The following is a 22,337-nucleotide window of genomic DNA, read 5'->3' on the forward strand; positions in this document are numbered from 1 at the left end:
GGTGCACACGGCGGGGAGAAGTGTCACCACCAAGGACACCGAAAGTGTCACCGATGTCCTGGTACAGGTTCGTCACCGATGTCCTGCGACATAACACAACGGGCCTCGCCCGACGCCGCCACGCGGGCGGCGCCGGGCGGGGGGCAGCTAGGCGACGTGCTTGAGTGCCTTGACCTCTTCGCGGGCCGCGACGACGGCGGCCTGCTGGCGTACGACGACGTCGCGGAAGCCCGCGCTGAGGTCCATCTTCAGGGCGTCCTCGTACTCCGAGACCGCGTGGTCCTCCCCGGTCTCGACCGCCTTGAGCACGGCCTCGGCGTCGTCGCCGGTGAGGGCGTCCTTCAGCGAGATCCAGCCGCGGTGCACGGCCGCGGCGACTGAGCCGCTCTCGTCGACGTCATCGCCGTACTCGTGGCCGAGGTCGACGATCTCGCGCCAGAACCCTGCGCGCTGCTGGGACAGCCTCTGGAAGGCCGTGGCCCACTCGGGGTGCTCACCGTCGCGGAGCTTCTCGGCCGCGTCGGCGAACCCCCGCTCGCCGTCCTTCAGCGTCTCGACCAGTTCCTTGGCCGCCTTGGCGTCATCAGACATGCTGCGCTCCTTCGTGTGGTGTGTCGTCCCACCCTCGCTGACTCATCACCTCGACGGATCACCCGTGGGGATGCCCGCGCTGCGAGCGCCGGCTCAGGGAAGCGTCGCCGTGCGCGGCCACGTCCAGGCCGACCGGATGATGAAGCCGAGGAGGACGATTTCCACGAGGGCGCCGAGGCCGTAGAAGTACCACCACGACTCACCGGCGAGGTTGAACGCCGAGACAGGGACGTAGAGCAGTGCCACCACGAGGTTGAGCATGCGGCTGGCGCGAGCGGGCAGCGCGGCGGAGAGCAGGATCATCAGGCCGGGGACCCCGACGAGCGCGAGGGACACGACGACGAAGGTCTGGCTGATGTCGAACTCGAAGACGACGCCGGACAGGATGTCGTCGACGGCGCCCGGCTTGTAGAGGTGCAGGTAGTCGACGTAGATGTAGAAGAACATGAAGCTCGCCCAAGCGGCGGCCAGCTTCGCCCTGACGGGCAGGGGCGGGTCGTGCAGGGCTGGCGTGGTGCTGGTCGTGGGCTGCGTGGGCTGGGTCGTGGTGGTCATGGACACCACGGTGCCCGGATCTCCGCCCGGTGCCATCGGTCGGCCGGCACACCGTCGTCGGCCACCGGGAGGGTCCGTCCTCGGCCGTTCGGCCGATGCCACGCATCCGGGTGCCACACTGACGGGCATGGAGGTCTACCGCACCCCGGACGCCGCCTTCGACCACCTGCCCGACTTCGGCTGGGAGCCGGCGTACGCCGAGGTGGCCGACCCCGACGGCGGCGCCCTGCGGATGGCGTACGTCGACGCCGGACCGGCCGACGGGCCGGTGGCACTGCTGCTCCACGGCGAGCCGACGTGGTCGTTCCTCTACCGGCACGTGATCCGGGTCCTCGTCGACAGCGGCATCCGCTGCGTGGCGCCCGACCTGATCGGCTTCGGTCGCTCCGACAAGCCGGTCCACCGGGCCGACTACTCCTACGCCCGGCTGGTCGAGTGGACCCGCGAGCTGGTCCTCGATCACCTCGATCTCCGCGACATCACCCTCGTCGGTCAGGACTGGGGTGGATTGATCGGGCTCCGACTGGTCGCCGAGCACCAGGACCGCTTCGCCGGTGTCGTCGCGGCCAACACCGGCCTCCCGACGGGGGACTTCGACATGCCCGAGGTGTGGTGGCAGTTCCGCCGCGCTGTCGAGGCCGCCGATGTGCTCGACGTCGCCCGGCTGGTCGCCGCCGGCTGCGCGCGGCCGCTCGCCGACGACGTACGTGCGGCCTACGCGGCACCCTTCCCCGAGGAGCGCGCCAAGGCGGGCGCCCGGGCCATGCCCGGGCTGGTGCCCACCCGTCCCGACGACCCGGCCAGCGAGGCCAACCGCGCCGCGTGGGAGGTGCTGGCGGCCAGCGAGCTGCCGTTCCTGGTCGCCTTCAGCGACGGCGACCCGATCACCGGCGCGATGGCACCGGTCCTGCGCAAGCTCGTCCCCGGCACCCGGGGCCTCACCCACCCGACCATCCGGGGGGCCGGCCACTTCCTCCAGGAGGACGCGGGGGATGAGCTCGGACGGGTGATCGCGGACTTCATGGGCTGATTCCCGGTCCGCACGGTGTGACTCCTCACGCGGCCACGCCCTTGTCGCGGTCACCCCCGCGCGTACGTTCGGAGGTGGGGGACGCACGCGCGTCCCTCGATCCCGTTCGAGAGGAGTCACGATGAGCGACTACCAGGTCGTCAACCCGTCCACAGGCGAGGTCGAGAAGGAGTTCCCGACGGCCACCGACGCCGAGGTGCAGGACGCGCTGGCGCGCAGCCACGCGGCGTACGGCGAGTGGCGCACCACGAGCAAGGACGCGCGCTCGACGATCCTGCGACGCGTCGCCGACCTCTACGACGAGCGGGCCGACGAGCTCGCCGCGATCATCGCCCGCGAGATGGGCAAGCCGGTGCGCGAGGGCAAGGGCGAGCTGAAGCTGGTGTCCTCGATCTACCGCTACTACGCCGACCAGGGTGCTGCGCTGCTCGCGGACACGCCGCTCGACCCGGCCATGGGTGGCAGCGCGCTCGTGCGCAAGGAGGCGATCGGCCCGCTGCTCGGGATCATGCCGTGGAACTTCCCCTACTACCAGGTGGCCCGCTTCGCCGCGCCCAACCTGATGGTGGGCAACACGATCCTGCTCAAGCACGCTCCCCAGTGCCCCGAGTCGGCCCTGGCGATCGACGCGATCTTCGCCGACGCCGGCCTGCCCGCCGACGCCTACATCAACCTCTTCGCCACCAACGAGCAGTCGGCCGACATCATCGCCGACCCGCGCGTGGTCGGCGTCTCGGTGACCGGCTCGGAGCGGGCCGGATCCGCCGTCGCCGAGGTGGCGGGGCGTCACCTCAAGAAGGTCGTCCTCGAGCTGGGCGGCTCCGATCCCTTCATCCTGCTCGACGCCGACGACCTCGGCGCCGCGGTGAAGTCCGCGGTGCGAGGCCGCATGGGCAACGCCGGCCAGGCGTGCAACGGCGCGAAGCGGATGATCGTGGTCGACGAGCTCTACGACGCCTTCGTCGAGCAGTTCACCGCGGCGATGGCCGCGCTCACCCCGGGCGACCCCTTCGACCAGTCCAGCGGCTTCGGTCCGCTCTCCTCGGAGGCCGCGGCGGACAACCTGCTCGAGCAGGTCGAGGACGCGGTGGCCAAGGGTGCGACGCTCCGCACCGGCGGCAAGCGGCTCGACCGGCCGGGAGCCTTCGTCGGGGCGACCGTGCTGACCGACGTCACTCCCGACATGCGCGCCTACCGCGAGGAGCTCTTCGGCCCCGCGGCCGTGGTCTACCGCGTCGCGGACGCGGCGGAGGCCGTCGCGCTGGCCAACGACTCGTCCTTCGGCCTGGGCGGCGTCGTGTGGAGCTCCGACGTCGAGCAGGCCCAGCAGGTCGCCGACCAGCTCGACACCGGCATGGTGTGGATCAACAGCGCCCAGGGCTCTGCCGCCGACCTCCCCTTCGGCGGCACTAAGCGCTCGGGCGTCGGTCGCGAGCTCGGTCCCTACGGCATCGACGAGTTCGTCAACAAGAAGCTGATCTACACCCCCGCGGCCCGCTGAGGACCCGCCGTCAGCACTGACACCAGGGCGCGTCGTCCCCGGTGCGCCCTGGTGTCGGGACATGGCTGACTTCACCTGGCTCCCCGCCAACCGCGCCACGCTCGAGGACGTGGAGGCGAACTGACTCGGCACCTCACCGCCAGAGTGACGTCCGTCACCCTGGCCGCCTCCTGTGCGCGGGGGACCGCCGTGCCCGATTCGACACTCGCGCGCGTCCGTGTTCTCGTGGAGGCACCGCAGCCGCCCCTCGACGACGAGGCGCCTCCCATCGCGAGGTGAGTGCAGCCCGCGGTCCAGGCGCCGCCCGACGGTGCCGCGTCCGAGCGCCCCGGAGGCGTGCCCCCCAACCTTGTGAGGTCAGAAGCACGTGCGTGCCACCACCACACCCGCCCTGTTCAGCCGTCCCCGCAGCGCCGCCGCAGCGGCCGCAGCAGCAGCGCTGGCGCTGACCCTCCTGCCGGGCAGCGCGCCCGCGCAGGCCAGCTCCGGCCCGGTCGACGTACGCCTCAAGGTCGCGGACGCGGCTCCCGTCGAGGTTGCCACCGCCCCCCGGGTGTGGCCCGCCCAGCTGCTCGAGGCCTACGGCGTCGCTGCCGACGGCAACGACCTGGTCGACGTCGTGCGCGACGGCCACGAGGTCTCCGGCGACCGCAAGCGCCTGCGCGAGGGCGACGTCGTCAAGCTCACCGACGTGGTCAAGGAGCGGCGCACCAAGGAGGTGCGCGTGCGGCGCGGCACGGTCGAGGTCTTCACGACGAAGCTGAAGCCCGGCGTCCGCAAGGTCGTGCGCGAGGGTCGTCCCGGCGTCCGCAAGGTCGTCGCGGTCAAGACGCTGCACAACGGCGAGCCCGTGAAGTACCACGTCGTCAAGAAGAAGATGGTCCGCGACCCGCGGCCGCGCCGCGTGCTGGTCGGTCGCAAGGCGTACGCCGTCGCGGGCGCAGACGGGCTCAACTGGGGCGCGCTCGCCAACTGCGAGTCCGGCGGCAACCCGCGTGCGGTCAACCCGGCGGGCTACTACGGGCTCTACCAGTTCGACCTCGGCACGTGGCGCAGCGTGGGCGGCTCCGGCCTGCCCACCGCCGCTTCGGCGGGCGAGCAGACCTACCGCGCCAAGCTGCTCTACAAGCAGCGCGGCCGCTCCCCGTGGCCCGTGTGCGGCCGACTGCTCTGATACGGCTCCGCTGAGACGACTCCGCCAGGGACGGCTCAGAGCAGGCCGATCCCGCGCGCGTGGCGGCGTACGGCGTCGGTGTCGGCGGCCAGCACGAACGGCACGTCGGAGCCCCACGCGTCCGACACCGCCTCGACCCGGCCGTCGCCCGGGTCGAGGCGCACCTCGCGGATGTAGACCGCGAGGATCCGTCCGGCGTGCTCGCGGACGATGTCGGCGTAGATCTCCGGGTCGTGCTCCCCGGAGTCGCCGACGAGCACGAACGACAGGTCGGGGTGCAGCTCGAGGACCTCCCGGATGCGGTCGTGCTTCTGCTCGCGCCCGGCCCAGGTGCCGAGCAGGTCGCGCAGCAGGACGGGGCCGAGCGGGAAGTGGTGGTGGCGCAGGAAGGCCACGAGGAACGCGTGCAGGTTCCACGGGCTCGACGAGACGTAGAAGACCGGGTTCACCCCGGCCGCCAGGTCGCGGTAGAGCTCGGCCGCACCGGGGAACGGCGTACGGGTGAGCGAGGAGCCGGTGAAGGTCTGCACGAGCATCCGCCCCACGCGCTGCACCCCGGTCTGCAGGATGGTGTCGTCGACGTCGGAGACGATGCCGAAGCGGGCCCCTGGCGCGGGCACGCGGATCTCGACCGGTTCCGTCCGGGGGCGGGTGACGCCGCGGTAGTCCTCGCGCAGCTCGATGCTGCCCCTGGTCCACGGCGCGCTGAGGTCGCCCGGCGTCGTGGGGACCCGCACCAGGAAGTAGCCGTCGGCGTCGGTCTCGGTGTCCACGGATGCATCGCCGACGCTGACCGTCAGCGGCACCGAGCGCAGCTCGCGGGTCAGGAAGTGCCGGAGCGTACGCCGCACTGCCGCCCCGACGCCCTCGCCGTCGACGGCCTCGCTCGCGATCGGGTTGTCCAGGACGCGACCCCGTACGACGGCTCCCGCGGGGCCGCCGTGACCGAGGTAGGGCTCGATCCGGAAGTGCTCAGGGGTGCGCGACCGCTCGCGACGCACCCGTGCCTCGTCCCACGCGCGCTCCAGCGCGACGACCACCCGGCGAACCTCCACCGGGCCACCGTATGTGCACCGCCGCTACCGCGAGCCCGCCTCGCCCAGCCTGCGCGCGATCGGCTCGAGCAGGGCGACCAGCTCGTCGAGCTCCGCCGGCTCGAGCGCGGCGTACGGCGCCTCGGCGAGCGTGTCGGTCATCGCCTCGATGTCGCTCCTGACCTCCCGGCCTGCGTCGGTCAGGTGCCCGGTCGCGTCGACGATGCCTCGCTCGCGGAGTCGTGCCATCACCGCCGCGAGGTAGGGCTGCGGCAGGTGATGGATCCGGCCGAAGGTCTCGGCCGGGTGGATGCCCTGCCCGAGGGCGAACAGCACGTGGCACTCGGTCCGGTCGATCCCCGCTGCCATGAGCGCGACGACGTGTCCGTCCCCGCGGTGCTCGCGGAGCATGTTGGCCGCGTGCCACAGCCGCTCGACCGGGGCCTCGGGGACCGGGAGCGCCCGCAGGGCGGCGTACATGACGCGTCCTTCGAGCGACGCGCCCGACGCCGCGCGGGCGAGCAGGTCGGCGGCCCGCGCCAGGTCGGGTGTGGTGGCGAGGTCGGCGAGGATTCGGACGAGGGCGGCCCCGCACCCGCGCTGTCGGGCAGCGTGGGCCGCGTCGGGCGTGACGGTGGCCCACACCTGCGGGACGTGCCGGGCGACCTCTCCGGGGGCGAAGCTGTAGAAGGCCGCGTCGACGACCTCGGGAGGGACCGCGCCGAGTGGCGCGGCACGCCCGGCGAAGTAGCCGTCCCAGTAGGTCCGCAGGCCCAGCGCTGCCATCGCGTCGTTCGGCTCGTCGGCGAAGAAGCTGGCGAGCGAGATCGGCTCGGTGAGCTCGAACATCAGCCGGGCCACAGGGCCCTCGGTGTCGCTGGTCGTCATGGCCCCATCCTCGCCCGAGCGCTAGCTGGCGCCGGGGAACCCCTGCTGGCGCCACGCCTCGTAGGTCACCACGGCGGCCGAGTTCGACAGGTTGAGCGAGCGGCGCCCCGCCACCATCGGGATCCGCAGGCGGTCGGTGACCCGGTCGTGGCCCAGCACCTCGTCCGGCAAGCCGGTCGGCTCGGGGCCGAACAGCAGCACGTCACCTGCGTGGAACTCCACGTCGGTGTGCCAGCGCGTCGCGTGGGCGGTGAACGCGAAGACCCTCGAGGCGGCGAGCGCGGGGCTGCCGAGTGCCGTGCCGAGGTCGGAGTGCACCACCACCGATGCCAGGTCGTGGTAGTCCAGGCCGGCGCGCTTGAGATTCGGCTCGGACAGGTCGAAGCCGAGCGGCTCGACCAGGTGCAGGGTCGCCCCGGTCGCGGCCACCATCCGGATCGCGTTGCCCGTGTTGGGCGGGATGCGCGGCTCGAGGAACATCACGTGGAACACGGCGCCAACCTAGCTGCCGGCGACCCGGTGGACGGCCTCCCGGGGGAGTGGTCCACACTGGTCACCTGCCGCGCTCGCAAGGGCCGGCCCTGCGGACGTGGTGTAGTTGCAGCACGGCTCCCTTCCAGGGAGATGGTCGAGGTTCAAATCCTCGCGTCCGCTCCACTTCTTCCCTCGCGGCTGCGCACCATCCGCAGCACCTCCTCGGACCGCTCGGTGAGCGAGCCGACCACCACGGGGGCGGCCTCGGCGGCCGCGACCTCCCGGGCGCGCCCGATCCACTCCTCGTCGACCGTGTAGACGGGGAAGAGACGCGAGGAGAGGGCCAGGCCGGGGATCATCCCGCCGTCGTGCAGGGTCGGCAGCGCCTCGAGGTAGCGCGCGGCGTACGGCGCGAGGACGGCGTCCTGGCCGGGCCGCCAGAAGGCCGCGGAGACCGCGCGGGTGGTCTGGATCGGGACCTTGCGGCCGACCATCGCGGTCCACGCCTCCTCCTTGCCCTCGGCCGAGGGCGCGCTGGCCCGCACGCACAGCGCGCGGATCCAGGCGTCGGGGTCGGGGTCACGTTCCTGCAGGGCACGCACGGCGTCATCGTCCACCTCGCCGAGCTCGGCGCGGCGCTGGAGGACGTACCACTGGAGGTCGACGTCGTCGCCGGCCTCGGCCGCCACGGCGGCGAGGTCGTCCTCGCCGGTGGCGACCTGCGACAGCGTCCGCAGCGCCGCCTGCCGGACCACGCCTGCCTCGAGCAGCCCGCGCGCCGCCTCGGCGACCGCGGCCTCGAGAGCAGGCCGCTCGCTCGCGGGGGCCCACCGCTGGGCGGCGGTGAGGGCGAGCTCCAGGCACGGCTCGGCGACGGTCTCCACGGTCTCCACCCGCAGCACGTCGACGAGCGCGCCCACTGCCTCGGCGCCGGTCGCCTCGCCGTTGGCGAGCATGTCCCACACGGTCGCCATCGCCACGGCGCGCGCGAGGGTCGTGGGCAGCGCCGAGGGTCGGCCGACCAGCACCTCGCGCCCGGCGCCGTCCGGGCGGGTCGTGGCGAAGGTCGTGTCGTCGTGGTTGACGAGGTAGAGGTCGGCCTCGGGCAGGCCCTCGACCGGCGTGCGCTCGCCGTCGACTGCGACGTGGACCGCTCCCACCTCGGCCAGCGCCTCGCCCTCGCGGCGGTAGGCGGCCACGCCGACCACCTGCGGGTGCGGGGCGCCGTGGGCACCGACCGCCGTCAGCACGAGGCCGTCGTCCGTGCGCTCGATGCCGAGCCTGTCGACGCCCGCGGTCTCCAGCCAGGCCGTACGCCACGGCTGCAGGTCGCGGCCGCTGGCCTGCTCGAGGGCCCCGACGAGGTCGTCGAGGGTGGTGTTGCCCCAGGCGTGCTCGGCGAAGTAGGCGCTCATGCCCGCGCAGAAGGTGTCCTCGCCGACGAAGTGCATGAGCTGCTTCAGCGTCGCGGCGCCCTTGGGATAGGTGATCGAGTCGAAGATCGACTCGGCGTCGGCGACCGACGGCACGGGCTGGCGGATGGGGTGCGAGGCGGGGCCCTGGTCGGCGAGGTAGGCGCGGAGCTTGTCGCCCACCAGGTTGTTGGCCGCCGTGTCGCCGTAGGCCGTGGCGCGCTCGGCCGCCCACATGCAGGCGAACTCGGCGAAGGCCTCGTTGAGCCAGAGGTCGTCCCACCAGCGCATGGTCACGATGTTGCCGAACCACATGTGCGCCATCTCGTGCAGCAGCACGGTGGCGAAGACTTGCCACTCCGCCGTCGTCGGCTCGTGGCGGCGCAGGATGTCGTCGGTCCACGTCACGCAGCCGTAGTTCTCCATCGCGCCGCCGAACTCGGGGAGGAAGACCTGGTCATAGCTGCGCTGCGGGAACGCCATCCCGAAGCGCTCGCCGAAGAAGGCCAGGCCCTGCCCGGTCAGCTCGAAGAGCTGTGCCGCGTCACGCTGCAGCGCCGGCGCCAGCGTCTGGCGCGCGTAGAGGCCGAGGTCGAAGCCGTCGACCTCCTGCCGCAGCTCGACGAAGGGACCCGCCACCACGACAGGGTTGTAGGTCGACAGCGGCGGGGTGGGCTCGAACGTCCAGCGACGCCCCTCCTGGACGTCCTCGACCACGGGGTCGCCGGAGTTGCTCACCACTGTCCAGTCGGCGGGCGCGGTCACGGTGAAGGCGTGCGGCGCCTTGAGGTCGGGCTGGTCGAAGCAGGCCCACGCGTAGCGCGCCTCGTCGGGCTCGAAGGTGGTCCACAGGTAGACGTTGTCGTCGCCCGGGTCCACCGCGCGGTGCACACCACGGCCGTACGTCGTGTCGCTCTGGACGGACGCCACCACCAGCTCGTTGTCCTCAGCCAGCACGGGCAGGACGATCCGTCCCTCCTCGGCGGGCGGCAGGGCCTCCCCGTTGAGGGTCGCGGACTCCACCTCCGCGCAGCAGTCGACGAACGTCGACGCCCCGGCGGTGGCGGTGAAGCGAACCGTGCTCACGGCGCGGAAGGCGGGACCTTCGACCAGGCCGGTGAGGTCGACGTCAATGTCGTAGGAGGTCACCGACAGCAGGGCCGCACGCTCGACGGCCTCCTCCTGTCGCAGGCTGCGGACGGGCACGTGTGTGGTCCTCACTGGGGTCGGGTGCGGCGGACGACGCCCGAGACGAGCGACCTTCGCAGCCTAGGTGCTACTGCCCGATCCGCGTGCGCACCTCGTAGAGCTCGGGGAAGAACGTGAGGCTGAGCGCACGGCGCAGGAAGTCGACGCCGGACGACCCGCCGGTGCCGACCTTGTGGCCGATGACGCGCTGCACGACCTGGAGGTGACGGAAGCGCCACTGCTGGAAGGCGTCCTCGATGTCGACGAGCTCCTCGCACGTCTCGTAGACGCCCCAGTGCTCTCCGGGAGAGGCGTAGACCGAGGCGAAGACGTCGACGAGCTCGGGGTCGCTGGTGTGTGGCTGGGTCCAGTCGCGCTCGAGCAGCCGCTGGGGGACGGCGTACCCCTGACGCGCGAGGTGGGCGAGGAACTCGTCGTAGAGCGACGGCTCGTGCAGCAGCTCGTCGAGCGCCGCGCGGGCGCTCTCGTCGTGGGAGAAGACCTTCACCATGTCGACGTTCTTGTTGCCGAGGAGGAACTCCACCTCGCGGTACTGCGCGGACTGGAAGCCCGAGCTGGTCGCCAGGAACGGACGGATCTCGGCGTACTCGCTCGGCGTCAGCGTCGCGAGCACCGACCACTGGTCGGTGAGGGTGTGCTGGATGTGCTTGATGCGCGCCATCCGCTTGAGTGCGGGGGAGAGGTCGTCGGTGCGCAGCAGGGCGCGCGCCGAACGCAGCTCGTGGATCATCAGCTTGAGCCACAGCTCGCTGGTCTGGTGCTGCACGATGAAGAGCAGCTCGTCGTGCTGCGGCGGGTCGGACAGCGGCTGCTGCGCGGCGAGGAGCACGTCGAGGCGCAGGTAGTCGCCGTAGGACATCGAGCGGGAGAAGTCCTGCTGGATGCCCTCCTCGAGGTCACGCCTGTTGCCGGTCTGGTCCGGAGTCTCACCCATGGCTGCAACCTATCCGTCCGCCCGGTCGGTGGGCTCGTCTACCGTCGGGTCCATGGCCCCCTCCACCGACGGCCGCACCCGCGCCTGGGTGCCCGGCTGGCCGTGCGCGCCCGCGCAGGTGCTGCGCCCGCAGCGGCGGGGGGCGGGCGACCCGACGCAGCGGCACGAGGACTCGGGGCGCATCTGGCGCGCCATGCGTACGCCGCTGGGGCCGGCGACGCTGTGCGTCGAGCCGCGTCCCTCGGCGGGCGAGGTCCTCGGGCGCGCCTGGGGGCCCGGCGCGGAGTGGGCGCTGGACAGGATGCCGGCGCTGCTCGGCGCCGACGACGACCCGAGCGGCTTCGAGGCCCACCACCACCCCGAGGTCGCCGAGGGGTGGCGCACCCACCAGCACTGGCGCATCGGCGCGACCGGGCTGGTCATGGAGTCGTTGGTGCCGTCGATCCTGGAGCAGAAGGTGACCGGCAAGCAGGCGTTCGGGTCGTTCCGCGAGCTCGTGCGGCGCCACGGCGAGCCGGCGCCCGGGCCGGTCGCCGCGCTGCGGCTGATGGTGCAGCCCACGCCCGCCACGATCGCCGCGATCCCGTCGTGGGAGTGGCTGCGCCTCGGCGTGCAGCCCGCGCAGTCCAGGACCGTGGTCACCGCGTGCCGGCTCGCCGCCTCGCTGGAGCGGGTCACCGAGGTGTCCGCCGAGGAGGCCGACCGGCGGCTCCGCTCGGTCCGCGGGATCGGCGTGTGGACCAGCGCCGAGGTGCGGCAGCGCGCGCTGGGCGACCCCGACGCCGTCAGCTTCGGCGACTACCACCTCGCCAACTGGGTCGGGTGGGCGCTCGTGGGGCACGACATCAGCGACGACGAGATGGCCGAGCTGCTCGAGCCCTACCGTCCCCACCGCGGGCGGGCCGCGGCCATGGCGATGGCCGGCGGGCAGCAACGGCCGCGGCGAGGTCCGCGGATGAGCATCCCCACCCACCTGCCCACCCGCTGAGCGGGGCTCACATCGTCTCGGGCGTCTCGATCCCGAGCAGGTGCAGGCCCTCGGCCAGGACGTCGCGGGTCAGGCCCGTCAGGGCCAGGCGCGACGCGAGGACGGGCGGCTCGGCGGTGAGGATCGGGCACTGCTCGTAGAACACCGAGAACGTCTGCGCCAGCTCGAAGAGGTAGGTGCAGAGCCGGTGCGGCTCGAGCGCGTCGCCGACCTCGGCCAGCACGTCACCGAAGTCGAGGAGGGCCAGCGCGAGGGCACGCTCCTCGGGCTCGGTGATCGCGACGGCGGGGTCCGCGGCGTCGCCGGCGTCGCCCGCCTTGCGGAAGATCGACCGCGTGCGGGCGACGGCGTACTGCAGGTAGCGGCTGGTGTTGCCGTGCAGCGAGACCATCCGCTCGAGGTCGAAGACGTACTCGCTGTCGTGGGCGACGGAGAGGTCGGCGTACTTCACCGCGCCGATGCCCACCTGGGGCGCGAGGGCCGCGCGCTCCTCCTCCGACAGGCCCGGCCGGTCCTCGTCGATCGCGGCGCGTGCCGCGGCGACGGCCTCGTCGAGCAGCGCCATGAGCCGCAGGGGAGCACCCGAGCGGGTCTTGAGGATCTTGCGGTCGGCGCCGAGGACGTTGCCGATCACCACGTGCACGGGCTCGATGTCGTCCGGCAGCCAGCCGGCCCGGCGGGCGGTCGCCCACACCATCTGCAGGTGCAGCGACTGCGTGACGCCGATGACGTAGAGCATGCGGTCCGCACGGAGGTCGCGCACGCGACGACGTACGGTCGCGAGGTCGGTGGTGCCGTAGCCGTAGCCACCGTCGGACTTGCGGATGATCAGCGGGAGCGGCTTGCCCTCGCGCCCGGTGAACCCGTCGAGGAAGACGCAGAGCGCGCCGTCGCTGACGGTCGCGATGCCGGCCTCGGTGAGCTCGTCGCACACCCGCGCGAGGTCGTCGTTGTAGGTCGACTCGCCCGCGAGGTCGTCGTCGGTGAGGCTCACGCCGAGGCGGGAGTAGATGCCGTTGAAGTAGTGCTTGGACAGCTCGACCAGCTCGCCCCACAGTCGCAGCGTGTCGCCGTCGCCGCCCTGCAGCGCGACCACCCGCGCCCGGGCGCGCATCGCGAAGGCGGGGTCGGCGTCGAACTTCGCGCGCGCCGCCTGGTAGAAGGAGTTCGGGTCGGTCTCGACCAGCCTCGCCTCCTCGGAGCCCTCGCCGACGTCGAGGAGGTGCTCGATCAGCATGCCGAACGGCGTGCCCCAGTCGCCGATGTGGTTCTGCCGTACGACGGTGTGGCCGAGGTGCTCGAGCACCCGCGCCAGCGCGTCGCCCACCACCGTCGTGCGCAGGTGCCCGACGTGCATCTCCTTGGCCACGTTGGGCGCGGAGTAGTCGATGACCACGCGCTGCGGGGCCTGCTGCGCGACGCCGTGGCGCGGATCGGCGGCGGTGGCGCTCACCGCCGAGCCGAGCCAGCCGTCGGCCAGGGTCAGGTTGATGAAGCCGGGGCCGCTGATCTCCACCGACGCGCACACCCCGTCGTCGAGCAGCGCCTGCACCGACGGGGCCGCGACGATGCGCTGCGCGACCTCTCGCGGCGCCATCTGGAGCTGCTTGGCGAGGGGGAGGGCTGCGTTGGCCTGGAAGTCCGCGTGCTGGCTGGGGCGCAGCACCGGGTCGGCGTCGCGGAGCTCCGGCCCGAACGCCTCCTCGATCGCGGCGGAGACGACGGGGGCGAGCGCGGCAGCGGCGGACGGCATGGGGCGAAGGCTACGACGTCCTGGTGGACCGCCCGCAGTCAGAGCAGGGGACGCAGCGGGGCCAGGAAGCTCTCGGTGAACTTCCGGTTGAGGTCGCGGGCCTCCCACTCGTGGAGCGTGAGCTCGAGGCAGTTGCCCTCGTCGGTCAGGAAGACCCGCTCCATCACCGCGGCGAAGTCGGTGTCGATGACCTCGATGTTGATCTCGTAGTTGCCCTGGAGGCTGAGCCGGTCGATGTTGGCAGTGCCGATCGTGGCCCAGCTGCCGTCGATGGTCGCGGTCTTGGCGTGCACCATGGCGTCCTTGAAGCGCAGGATGCGCACACCGGCGGCGAGCAGCTGGCCGTAGTAGCCGCGCGAGATCCAGTCGGCGACGATGTGGTTGGACTTCAGCGGCAGCAGGATCCGTACGTCGACCCCGCGGCGCGCCGCGTCGGCCAGCGCGTCGACGAAGTCCTGGTCGGGCAGGAAGTAGGCCGTGGTGAGCCAGATGTTGTGGCTGGCGCGGTTGATCGCCTCGAGGTACATGCTGCGGATCGGGAAGTTCCACTGCCGCGGGATGTTGCGGTGGATCCGGATCTGCGGGTCCCAGTGCGACGCGGTCTCGACCAGCAGCGGGCGCTCGCTGCGGCGCAGGCGGTGGCGGCGGTGGAGGTTCCAGAAGTCGGCGAAGGCGCGCTTGAGGTCCCACACGCCGGGGCCGGTGATGCGCACGTGGGTGTCACGCCACTCGGTGGCGTAGGCCGAGCCGATGTTGTAGCCGCCGAGGAAGGCGACCTCCTCGTCGACGACGAGCAGCTTGCGGTGGTCGCGTCCGTAGTGGCGCAGGTCCCAGAAGCGCAGGCCCGCGGTCCAGATCGGGTAGCGCAGCACCTTGAGCGACGGCGGGAACCGCTTGAAGGCGGGGGAGACCACCGCGTTGGCGAAGCCGTCGTAGATGCAGTGGACGTCGACGCCCCGCTCGGCCGCGGCGGTGAGGGCGGTCTTGAACTTCCACCCGATCTCGTCGCCCTTCCAGATGTAGGTCTCGAAGAGGATCTGCTTCCTGGCGCCGTCGATCGCGGCCAGCATGTCGTCGTAGAGGTCGCGCCCGAAGGTGTACGTCGTGATCAGGCCGTCGCCGACCGGCACGGTCTCGGGGCCGGTGACTGGGAACGGCTTCGGCTTCTTGCCCCGCCGCCGGTAGGAGTCGACGAGCGACAGCGCGACCGCGAGTCCGATCTGCAGCCCGAGCAGCGCCAGCAGGCTGCGCCGCACGGTCGTCAGCAGTCGGGCGGCGGTCACGCGCACAATCTAGCCACGGGGTCCACCACCGCGGCGGCACGACCCGTCGCACCGCGCGTGCCGGTGCATCACGCGAGCCCGAGCGCGGCGTAGCGCGGCACCTCGCAGGGCTGGTCGGACAGGATGCGGAAGAGCGCGGCGCGCAGCATCGCCTGCCGCTCGGTGCCGGTGCGCCACCCGTCGAGGGCGTCCTGGTCGGTGCCCAGCCAGAGGACGGCGTCGAGCACGCAGACCGCCTCGGCCCACAGCGGCGAGCGCCACGAGGGCGAGAAGTCGATGACGAACGGCACCCCCGCCGCGTCGAGCAGGACGTTGCCGGACAGGTCGGCGTGCACGAGCTGCTCGCGCCCGAGGTCGGTGGCGTCGAGCCCGGCCACCAGCGTGCCCGCCAGGTCGGCGAGACCCGGCTCGGCGCGGTCGGCCGCAGCCCGCAGTGCGACCTCCGGGTCGTACGCCGCCCGCTCGGCCTCGGCCCACTGGTCGGTGCGCGCGTCCAGGCCCTCGGGCCGCTCGGGCACCGCGCTCGCCAGGTGGGCGTGGAGCAGGTGGGCGGTCGCCCGGAGGGTCGCGAGGTCGTGGCACTGCGTCGTACCCGGCTCGAAGCGGGTCGCGGCCCATCCGTCGACCGTCAGGCTGCCGTCGCGGGCCGGCACGGGCAGCGCGAGGCGCACGGACCGGGGGACCACCTCGTCGAGCCGCACCGCGAGCCGGGCCTGGACCTGTGCCAGCCACGCCTCGGACTCCCCGCAGCCGGACTTCAGCACCAGGTCGCCCGCTCGCCAGCTCGTGCCCTGCCCGCCCGGCAGCGGCTCCACCACGCCCTCCGCGGCGAAGAGGTCCAGCACGTGGTCCGGTGGCCGGCTCGGATCTGGCATGACGGCGAGCGTAGGGCGGGCGTCGGACGGGGCAAAGTCGCTGTCGGTGGCTCCCCGTAGGCTCGCCGCATGCGTCCAGTCACCGATCTCCAGCGCCGGGTGGCCCCCTTCAAGGTGGTCTCCGACTACGAGCCCTCCGGCGACCAGCCGGCGGCGATCAAGGAGATCGTCGAGCGGATCAACGGCGGCGAGCAGGACGTCGTGCTGCTCGGCGCGACCGGCACCGGCAAGACCGCGACGGTCGCCTGGGTGGCCGAGCAGGTGCAGCGTCCGGTGCTGGTGCTGCAGCCCAACAAGACGCTCGCGGCCCAGTTCGCCAACGAGCTGCGCCAGCTGTTCCCCGACAACGCCGTCGAATACTTCGTCTCCTACTACGACTACTACCAGCCCGAGGCCTACGTCCCCCAGACCGACACCTACATCGAGAAGGACTCCTCGATCAACGAGGAGGTCGAGCGGCTGCGCCACAGCGCGACCAACAGCCTGCTCACGCGTCGCGACACGATCGTGGTGTCCACGGTGTCCTGCATCTACGGCCTCGGCACCCCGCAGGAGTACGTCGACCGCATGCTGCGGCTCAAGGTCGGCGAGGAGCACGACCGCGACTCTGTGCTGCGGCGCCTCGTGGAGATCCAGTACACCCGCAACGACATGTCCTTCACCCGCGGCACCTTCCGGGTCCGCGGCGACACCCTCGAGATCTTCCCGGTCTACGAGGAGCTGGCCGTGCGCGTGGAGTTCTTCGGCGACGAGATCGAGCGGCTGATGACGCTGCACCCGATCAGCGGCGAGGTGATCTCGGAGGACACCGAGCTGCACGTCTTCCCCGCCACCCACTACGTCGCCGGGCCCGAGCGGATGGAGAAGGCGATCACGGGCATCGAGCTCGAGCTCGCCGACCAGCTCGCGGTCTTCGAGAAGCAGGGCAAGCTGCTCGAGGCGCAGCGGCTGCGCATGCGCACGACCTACGACGTCGAGATGATGCGCCAGGTCGGCTCGTGCTCCGGCATCGAGAACTACTCGATGCACATGGACGGCCGCAAGCCCGGCTCCGCGCCCAACACGCTCCTCGACTACTTCCCGGAGGACTTCGTCCTGGTGGTCGACGAGTCCCACGTCGCGGTGCCGCAGATCGGCGGCATGTACGAGGGAGACATGTCGCGCAAGCGCAACCTCGTCGACCACGGCTTCCGGCTGCCCAGCGCCATGGACAACCGCCCGCTGCGCTGGGAGGAGTTCCTCGACCGCATCGGCCAGACGATCTACCTCTCCGCCACCCCCGGCAACTACGAGCTCGACAAGGTCGGCGGCATCGAGGGCACGGTCCAGCAGATCATCCGTCCGACCGGACTCATCGACCCCGAGGTCGTGGTCAAGCCGACCAAGGGCCAGATCGACGACCTGATCCACGAGATCCGCACGCGCGCCGACAAGAACGAGCGGGTCCTGGTCACGACGCTGACCAAGAAGATGTCCGAGGACCTCACCGACTACCTCCTCGACGCCGGCATCCGCACCCGATACCTCCACTCCGAGGTCGACACCCTGCGCCGCATCGAGCTGCTGCGCGAGCTGCGGATGGGTGAGTACGACGTCCTCGTCGGCATCAACCTGCTGCGTGAGGGCCTCGACCTGCCCGAGGTCTCCCTCGTGGCGATCCTCGACGCCGACAAGGAGGGCTTCCTGCGCTCCGACAAGTCGCTCATCCAGACGATCGGCCGCGCCGCGCGCAACGTCTCCGGTCAGGTCCACATGTACGCCGACAAGATCACACCCTCGATGGAGAACGCGATCGGGGAGACCAACCGTCGCCGCGCGATCCAGGTGGCCTACAACACCGAGCGCGGGATCGACCCGCAGCCCCTGCGCAAGAAGATCGCCGACATCACCGAGATGCTCGCCCGCGAGGACGAGAACACCGAGGAGCTGCTGCGCACCTGGGCCGACGTGGGCCAGAAGGGCCGCGCGGGCGGGGTCAAGGCCGGCAAGTCGCCGACCCCCGCGCTGTCGAAGATCCACGCCGAGGCCCCCGACACCGCCGGCATCCCGAGCAGCGACCTCGCCGTCCTCATCCAGGAGCTCACCGACCAGATGAGGACCGCCGCAGCCGAGCTGCAGTTCGAGGTCGCCGCGCGCCTGCGCGACGAGATCTCGGACCTCAAGAAGGAGCTGCGCCAGATGATGGAAGCGACGAAGTGAGGAGGGTGCGCGCGAGCCGAGGAACGAGGCTCGTGGTGCACCCGACGAGCGAGGAGCAGCGAGCGAGCGGAGCGAGCGCGCCGGCGACCAAGTAAGGAGCGGCGCGCGCTAGCCCTCGTCCGGTGCCCTGGGCGGCAGCTCGGTGGCCCGTCGCTGGATGAGCCGGCGCTCGTGGCGCTCGACGCTGTCCTGCTTCTGCAGCAGCGTGCGCACCACGACGACCGCCTGCGCGAGCATCGGGAAGAGGGGCCAGAGGAAGCCGCCCGGCATGACGACGGCCCAGATCGTCCAGCACACGAGCGACACCGTGATGAGGCCGGTCACGGCCTCGCGGCGGTCCTTGGCCCAGCGGTCCACGGCCTGCTGGTGCACCGGCAGGGCTGACGACCCGTTCCCACGGCCGACGAGGGCGCCGGCGTGGGGGATGAGGTCCTCGAGGTGTGCGGGCAGCTCGCCGAGGGTCTTCGCCACGGCCACCGCGCCCGCGCGGACGTCGTACTCCTCGCGCGTCAGGCGCCCGTCGGCGAACGCCTCGCCGAGGACCTCCAGGGCCACGTCCCGGTCGCGGTCGGAGGCGCGCAGCCCGGACGCGGAGGCTGGGCGCGGGTCGTGCTCGAAGCGGTCCCAGGAGCTCGGCGCCATGGGCCCAGCATAGGCAGCGGCCCGGTCGCTACGGTTGCGCCATGAGCACCTCCATCGACCTCGGTCGCCCGGTCTCCGGCGACGTCATCGACCTGATCCTCGACGACCACCGTCGCTTCGAGGCGTTGCTGCGCGACCTGCGCGACAGCACCTCCGACCGTGACGCGGTCCGCCAGGCCCTGGCCGCCCTGCACGTCGCGCACGCCGAGGCCGAGGAGAAGCACGTCTACCCCAAGCTCCAGCGCAAGGACGCCATCAGCGACCACGAGGCCGAGCACGGCGAGGAGGAGCACGCGGAGGGCCACGAGGCGATGCTCGCGGTGCTCGAGCTGAAGGGCACCGACACCCAGGCCTTCGACGACGCCGTCGAGGAGCTCGCCAAGGTGCTCAACCACCACCTGACCGAGGAGGAGCTCACCATCCTCAACCCCGCCCGCGAGGAGGTCGGCGAGCAGGTGCGCGCCGAGCTCGGCGTCGCCTTCGCCACTGAGCGCAACGCGCAGCTCGACGCCGGCTGCGGGAGCATCGACAACGTCCGTCGCATCGTGGAGGCTGCGGAGAAGGACGGCCTCCTCGACGACGACGAGGACGACGACGAGGACTGACGCCGGGGACAGACGCCGGGGGAGGGCGAGGCGGGTGGACGTGACGCAGGCGCACGAGCTGTGCGCCACCTTCCCGGGTGCCTGGCCCGACAACCCGTGGGACCACGAGCACCCGGTGTTCAAGGTGGGCCCGCCCGAGCGGGGCAAGATCTTCGCCTTCCTCGCCTCCGACTCGATCGGGGTCAAGGCCGGTGCGACGCGGGAGGTCGCCGACGAGTGGCTCGAGCGCTACCCCGACGACGCCCGGGTCATGGCCTACATCGGCCGCTCGGGCTGGAACGACCTCGCGCTGGCCGGATCGATCCCCGACGACGAGCTCGTCGAGGCGGTCGAGGAGTCCTACCGCTTGGTGGTCTCGAGACTGCCGAGGAAGGACCGTCCCGCAGGCTGGGAGCGCTGAGGCACGGTCAGCGCCGCCGCATCATGGTCATGCCGACCATCCGGGACACGACCATCGCGATGTAGAAGACCCCGACCATCATCTCCAGCATCACGACCGAGCGCGCGTGCGAGCCCACCGCCACGATGTCGGAGAGGCCCACGCTGGTGAGCGTGGAGAACGACAGGTAGAGCAGCTCGAACCATGCCTGGTCGGAGCCCGCGGGGCTGGAGAAGGAGTCCGGCCACACCACCTGCACCGCCGACAACGCGTAGGCGAACGCCCACGCCACGACGGTGAAGGCCGCGGCCGTCGCGATGTACTCGTCGGTGGTGACCTCGTCGTCGTGGAACAGGTAGCGCAGCATCGCGTAGGAGACGTAGAGGTAGAACGGCACGTGCAGCAGGCCGGAGGCCAGCACGATGGGGTCGGTGTCGGGGAAGACCGCCTCGAGCAGCGTCAGCACCATCGCCGGCGCGCCCAGCCAGAGCACCACGCGGCTCACGAGCGGCGTACGGCGCACCGCGAGCACCGCGGACCCGACAGCCAGCATCCCGATGACGCCGAGGAAGGTCCGGCCCACCACGGAGGGCTCGAGGAACGGCCAGGCCAGCACCTGGATCAGCTGCGCGGCCAGCAGCATCGCGGACGGGTGCGCGACCAGCTGGTCGAGACGTCGTTTCACCTCATGCAGTCTAGGGACGGCGATGTGCGCGACGGCGACGCCCGGCTGGGCTAGGTTCACCGCGTGGACGCGCGCGGCAGGTGGCTGGTCGGTGGCCTGGCCGTCGCGCTCGTCGCGCTGCTGGTCGCCATCGCAGTGGTCATCACCTCCCGCGGCAGCGGTGACGACGAGCTCGCCGCGACCCAGCGCGAGGTCGCCCGGGCCGCCCGCACCGAGGCGGTCGCCTTCCTCACCGTGGACCACGAGGACATGGACCCGCTGGTCGACGCGGTGCTGGCGGGCGCCACCGGCGACTTCGCCGAGCAGTACGCCGCCCAGCGCGACACACTCGTCAGCGAGGCCGTCCGCACGGAGGCCACCTCCACCGGCGAGGTCGTGGCGCTCGGGGTCGGCGACCTCGACGAGGACTCCGCGACCGTCCTGGTCGCCGCCAACAGCACCGTGACCAACACCCGGACCGGTCCGGACGGACAGGTGCGCTACTACCGGTTGCGGCTCGACCTGGTGCGCGAGGACGGGCGCTGGCTCACCAGCGGCGTGAGGTTCGTCCGGTGAGCGGCCTGCGACGCGCGGTCCTCGTGCTGGCGGTGCTCGTCGCGGGCGCAGCGGTGGCGCTCGTGTGGGTGCTGCGCGACGCCGACGTGCCGGGCGCGGCGGAGGTCACCTCCGCGGAGGCCGCGTCGGCGACCGTGGCCTCGGCCTCGGTCAAGGAGACGGTGCGCGAGGTCGCCACCGACGCCGCGACCCGGGCCTACAGCTATGCGTGGGACACCCTCGACGAGGACAGGTCCCGGGCGCGTGCCCTGATGACCGAGCCCATGCAGCGGCGCTACGACCGCACGATGGCCGGCGTCGGCACCTCGAGCCGACGCGACCACACCGTGGTCCTGGCCGACGTCGTCGAGACGGGCCTGGTCAGCGCCACCTCCTCGCAGGCCCGGGTGCTGGTCTTCGTCAACCAGCACACGTCCTCCGACTCACTCTCCGAGCCCCGCCTCGACCTCGACCGCGTGCTCGTCACGCTGGAGCGCGTCGACGGCGGGTGGAGGCTCGCCGACCTCGACTCGCTCTGAGGCTTGCGAGCGCGACACCCGACCGAAAGGATCGTCCCGTGGACGACGTCACGACCGACCTCCTGATCATCGGCGCGGGGCCCACCGGCCTGTTCTCCGCCTACTACGCGGGCTTCCGCGGACTGAAGGTCGCGGTGGTCGACTCCCTGCCCGAGCTGGGCGGGCAGATCACCGCGATGTATCCCGAGAAGGCGATCCTCGACGTCGCCGGCTTCCCCAGCGTCAAGGGTCGCGACCTCGTCGCCGGGCTCGTGGAGCAGGCCGCGACGGCCGACCCGACGTACCTGCTGGACCGCACGGCCACCATGCTGGAGCACCGCGACCACGACGTCGTCGTCACTCTCGACGACGGCACGTCGGTGACCGCCGGCGCGGTCCTCATCACCTCGGGGATCGGCAAGTTCAGCCCCCGACCGCTGCCGGCCGGCGAGGGCTGGATGGGCCGCGGCATGGAGTTCTTCGTGCCCAGCTTCGCGCCGTACGCCGGCAAGGACGTGGTCGTCGTCGGCGGCGGGGACAGCGCCTTCGACTGGGCGCAGCACCTCGAGCCGGTCGCCGCCTCGGTGACGCTCGTGCACCGCCGTGACGCCTTCCGCGCCCACGAGCGCACCGTGGCCGCGGTGAGGTCGTCCAGCGTCGAGATCATCACCAACGCGCAGGTCACCGCGCTGCGCGGCGACGCCCACCTCGAGGAGGTGGAGATCAGCGTCGACGGGCAGGAGCCGCAGGTGCGGCCGGTGCAGGCGCTGGTCGCGGCGCTCGGCTTCGTCGCTGACCTCGGCGCGATCCAGCAGTGGGGCCTGGTGACGGAGAAGCGTCACGTGGTCGTCGACTCCGCGATGCGCACCAACCTGCCGCGGGTGTTCGCGGCGGGTGACATCACCGACTACGCCGGCAAGGTGCGGCTGATCGCGGTCGGGTTCGGTGAGGCCGCCACCGCGGTCAACAACGCCGCGGTCGTCATCGACCCGTCCGCGCACGTCTTCCCGGGCCACTCGAGCGAGGGGTGAGGCGTCGGGTGCCTACCGGCCAGTAGGCATAATGGGGGTTTCA

22 protein-coding genes and 1 tRNA gene are annotated in these 22,337 nt (G+C 71.9%); 11 read left to right on the plus strand and 12 right to left on the minus strand.

The window, feature by feature from the left end; all coding sequences use genetic code 11:
- Nucleotides 1-147: 147 nt before the first annotated feature.
- Entirely contained in the window at nt 148-591 is a 444-nt protein-coding gene (locus ASG76_RS16965; protein ID WP_056606206.1) for a ferritin-like domain-containing protein, read from the minus strand.
- 93 nt (nt 592-684) lie between these two features.
- On the minus strand, nt 685-1,146 hold the full coding sequence (locus tag ASG76_RS16970; protein ID WP_056606651.1) for a DUF6326 family protein: 462 nt from the start codon (nt 1,144-1,146) through the stop codon (nt 685-687).
- A 127-nt stretch (nt 1,147-1,273) separates the two neighbouring features.
- Here ASG76_RS16970 and ASG76_RS16975 point away from each other — a divergent pair, with 127 nt between their 5' ends.
- The 3 genes from ASG76_RS16975 (at nt 1,274) to ASG76_RS19680 (ending at nt 4,851) form a co-directional block, all read left to right on the plus strand.
- Nucleotides 1,274-2,176: a haloalkane dehalogenase gene (locus ASG76_RS16975; protein ID WP_056606209.1), complete on the plus strand. Its 903-nt coding sequence runs from the start codon at nt 1,274-1,276 to the stop codon at nt 2,174-2,176.
- A 121-nt stretch (nt 2,177-2,297) separates the two neighbouring features.
- Complete coding sequence (locus tag ASG76_RS16980; RefSeq protein WP_056606214.1) at nt 2,298-3,677, plus strand: NAD-dependent succinate-semialdehyde dehydrogenase; 1,380 nt, start codon at nt 2,298-2,300, stop codon at nt 3,675-3,677.
- Between the two features lie 367 nt (nt 3,678-4,044).
- Nucleotides 4,045-4,851, plus strand: a complete 807-nt coding sequence (locus ASG76_RS19680) for a resuscitation-promoting factor (RefSeq protein ID WP_056606218.1) — start codon at nt 4,045-4,047, stop codon at nt 4,849-4,851.
- A gap of 35 nt (nt 4,852-4,886) precedes the next feature.
- On the opposite strand, the gene ASG76_RS16990 is transcribed toward ASG76_RS19680, so the two are convergent.
- Genes ASG76_RS16990 through ASG76_RS17000 form a run of 3 tightly spaced genes read right to left on the minus strand, consistent with a single transcriptional unit; the run spans nt 4,887 to nt 7,265 of the window.
- Nucleotides 4,887-5,906 carry an App1 family protein gene (locus tag ASG76_RS16990; protein ID WP_157559179.1) on the minus strand — a complete coding sequence of 340 codons (1,020 nt, stop codon included), beginning with the start codon at nt 5,904-5,906 and terminating at the stop codon, nt 4,887-4,889.
- Between the two features lie 24 nt (nt 5,907-5,930).
- Nucleotides 5,931-6,773, minus strand: coding sequence for an SCO6745 family protein (locus ASG76_RS16995; protein WP_157559180.1), 843 nt, complete (start codon nt 6,771-6,773; stop codon nt 5,931-5,933).
- A gap of 21 nt (nt 6,774-6,794) precedes the next feature.
- Complete coding sequence (locus ASG76_RS17000) at nt 6,795-7,265, minus strand: tRNA (cytidine(34)-2'-O)-methyltransferase (RefSeq protein WP_200948231.1); 471 nt, start codon at nt 7,263-7,265, stop codon at nt 6,795-6,797.
- Between the two features lie 91 nt (nt 7,266-7,356).
- Between ASG76_RS17000 and ASG76_RS17005 the strand changes: the two genes are divergently transcribed.
- Nucleotides 7,357-7,430, plus strand: a tRNA-Gly gene (locus ASG76_RS17005).
- Here ASG76_RS17005 and pepN read toward each other — a convergent pair.
- On the minus strand, nt 7,409-9,865 hold the full coding sequence (pepN, locus tag ASG76_RS18890; RefSeq protein WP_082587641.1) for an aminopeptidase N: 2,457 nt from the start codon (nt 9,863-9,865) through the stop codon (nt 7,409-7,411). The two genes, ASG76_RS17005 and pepN, sit on opposite strands and share 22 nt — an antisense overlap.
- Nucleotides 9,866-9,935: 70 nt before the next feature.
- Nucleotides 9,936-10,802 carry a tryptophan 2,3-dioxygenase gene (kynA, locus tag ASG76_RS17025; protein ID WP_056606234.1) on the minus strand — a complete coding sequence of 289 codons (867 nt, stop codon included), beginning with the start codon at nt 10,800-10,802 and terminating at the stop codon, nt 9,936-9,938.
- Between the two features lie 52 nt (nt 10,803-10,854).
- Between kynA and ASG76_RS17030 the strand changes: the two genes are divergently transcribed.
- Nucleotides 10,855-11,790 carry a DNA-3-methyladenine glycosylase family protein gene (locus ASG76_RS17030; RefSeq protein WP_056606238.1) on the plus strand — a complete coding sequence of 312 codons (936 nt, stop codon included), beginning with the start codon at nt 10,855-10,857 and terminating at the stop codon, nt 11,788-11,790.
- Between the two features lie 7 nt (nt 11,791-11,797).
- On the opposite strand, the gene argS is transcribed toward ASG76_RS17030, so the two are convergent.
- From argS to ASG76_RS17045, 3 genes are all read right to left on the minus strand, one after another.
- Nucleotides 11,798-13,543, minus strand: coding sequence for an arginine--tRNA ligase (gene argS / locus ASG76_RS17035; RefSeq protein ID WP_056606240.1), 1,746 nt, complete (start codon nt 13,541-13,543; stop codon nt 11,798-11,800).
- 38 nt (nt 13,544-13,581) lie between these two features.
- Nucleotides 13,582-14,826, minus strand: coding sequence for a phospholipase D-like domain-containing protein (locus ASG76_RS17040; protein WP_056606660.1), 1,245 nt, complete (start codon nt 14,824-14,826; stop codon nt 13,582-13,584).
- A 68-nt stretch (nt 14,827-14,894) separates the two neighbouring features.
- Nucleotides 14,895-15,701: a hypothetical protein gene (locus ASG76_RS17045; RefSeq protein WP_056606244.1), complete on the minus strand. Its 807-nt coding sequence runs from the start codon at nt 15,699-15,701 to the stop codon at nt 14,895-14,897.
- A 69-nt stretch (nt 15,702-15,770) separates the two neighbouring features.
- Between ASG76_RS17045 and uvrB the strand changes: the two genes are divergently transcribed.
- Nucleotides 15,771-17,900, plus strand: a complete 2,130-nt coding sequence (gene uvrB / locus ASG76_RS17050) for an excinuclease ABC subunit UvrB (RefSeq protein ID WP_056606247.1) — start codon at nt 15,771-15,773, stop codon at nt 17,898-17,900.
- A 108-nt stretch (nt 17,901-18,008) separates the two neighbouring features.
- Here uvrB and ASG76_RS17055 read toward each other — a convergent pair whose 3' ends face one another.
- Nucleotides 18,009-18,542, minus strand: coding sequence for a DUF1707 domain-containing protein (locus ASG76_RS17055; RefSeq protein WP_056606249.1), 534 nt, complete (start codon nt 18,540-18,542; stop codon nt 18,009-18,011).
- Nucleotides 18,543-18,583: 41 nt separating this feature from the next.
- On the opposite strand from ASG76_RS17055, the gene ASG76_RS17060 reads away from it, so the two are divergent.
- Together ASG76_RS17060 and ASG76_RS17065 are read left to right on the plus strand one after the other, a co-directional pair.
- Complete coding sequence (locus ASG76_RS17060; protein WP_056606251.1) at nt 18,584-19,147, plus strand: hemerythrin domain-containing protein; 564 nt, start codon at nt 18,584-18,586, stop codon at nt 19,145-19,147.
- A 40-nt stretch (nt 19,148-19,187) separates the two neighbouring features.
- Entirely contained in the window at nt 19,188-19,547 is a 360-nt protein-coding gene (locus ASG76_RS17065; protein WP_235529705.1) for an MmcQ/YjbR family DNA-binding protein, read from the plus strand.
- 7 nt (nt 19,548-19,554) lie between these two features.
- On the opposite strand, the gene ASG76_RS17070 is transcribed toward ASG76_RS17065, so the two are convergent.
- A complete protein-coding gene (locus tag ASG76_RS17070) occupies nt 19,555-20,211 on the minus strand; it encodes a potassium channel family protein (protein WP_235529707.1) in 657 nt (218 codons plus the stop codon).
- Nucleotides 20,212-20,274: 63 nt separating this feature from the next.
- Here ASG76_RS17070 and ASG76_RS17075 point away from each other — a divergent pair, with 63 nt between their 5' ends.
- Genes ASG76_RS17075 through ASG76_RS17085 form a run of 3 tightly spaced genes read left to right on the plus strand, consistent with a single transcriptional unit; the run spans nt 20,275 to nt 22,294 of the window.
- Nucleotides 20,275-20,766: a hypothetical protein gene (locus ASG76_RS17075; protein WP_056606262.1), complete on the plus strand. Its 492-nt coding sequence runs from the start codon at nt 20,275-20,277 to the stop codon at nt 20,764-20,766.
- Entirely contained in the window at nt 20,763-21,284 is a 522-nt protein-coding gene (locus tag ASG76_RS17080) for a hypothetical protein (RefSeq protein ID WP_056606265.1), read from the plus strand. The genes ASG76_RS17075 and ASG76_RS17080 overlap by 4 nt, the downstream gene beginning before the upstream one ends.
- A 38-nt stretch (nt 21,285-21,322) precedes the next feature.
- Nucleotides 21,323-22,294, plus strand: a complete 972-nt coding sequence (locus ASG76_RS17085; RefSeq protein WP_056606268.1) for an NAD(P)/FAD-dependent oxidoreductase — start codon at nt 21,323-21,325, stop codon at nt 22,292-22,294.
- Nucleotides 22,295-22,337: the final 43 nt, after the last annotated feature.

Origin of the sequence: Nocardioides sp. Soil774 (assembly GCF_001428125.1) — a bacterium.
In the GTDB taxonomy this organism is placed as follows: Bacteria; Actinomycetota; Actinomycetes; order Propionibacteriales; family Nocardioidaceae; genus Nocardioides.

Bases quoted from the DNA above. Each gene is read 5' to 3' on its own strand.
- ASG76_RS16965 (WP_056606206.1), bottom strand. From the start codon at position 591: ATGTCTGATGACGCCAAGGCGGCCAAGGAACTGGTCGAGACGCTGAAG.
- ASG76_RS16970 (WP_056606651.1), bottom strand. From the start codon at position 1,146: ATGACCACCACGACCCAGCCCACGCAGCCCACGACCAGCACCACGCCA.
- ASG76_RS16975 (WP_056606209.1), top strand. From the start codon at position 1,274: ATGGAGGTCTACCGCACCCCGGACGCCGCCTTCGACCACCTGCCCGAC.
- ASG76_RS16980 (WP_056606214.1), top strand. From the start codon at position 2,298: ATGAGCGACTACCAGGTCGTCAACCCGTCCACAGGCGAGGTCGAGAAG.
- ASG76_RS16995 (WP_157559180.1), bottom strand. From the start codon at position 6,773: ATGACGACCAGCGACACCGAGGGCCCTGTGGCCCGGCTGATGTTCGAG.
- kynA (WP_056606234.1), bottom strand. From the start codon at position 10,802: ATGGGTGAGACTCCGGACCAGACCGGCAACAGGCGTGACCTCGAGGAG.
- ASG76_RS17030 (WP_056606238.1), top strand. From the start codon at position 10,855: ATGGCCCCCTCCACCGACGGCCGCACCCGCGCCTGGGTGCCCGGCTGG.
- argS (WP_056606240.1), bottom strand. From the start codon at position 13,543: ATGCCGTCCGCCGCTGCCGCGCTCGCCCCCGTCGTCTCCGCCGCGATC.
- ASG76_RS17045 (WP_056606244.1), bottom strand. From the start codon at position 15,701: ATGCCAGATCCGAGCCGGCCACCGGACCACGTGCTGGACCTCTTCGCC.
- uvrB (WP_056606247.1), top strand. From the start codon at position 15,771: ATGCGTCCAGTCACCGATCTCCAGCGCCGGGTGGCCCCCTTCAAGGTG.
- ASG76_RS17055 (WP_056606249.1), bottom strand. From the start codon at position 18,542: ATGGCGCCGAGCTCCTGGGACCGCTTCGAGCACGACCCGCGCCCAGCC.
- ASG76_RS17060 (WP_056606251.1), top strand. From the start codon at position 18,584: ATGAGCACCTCCATCGACCTCGGTCGCCCGGTCTCCGGCGACGTCATC.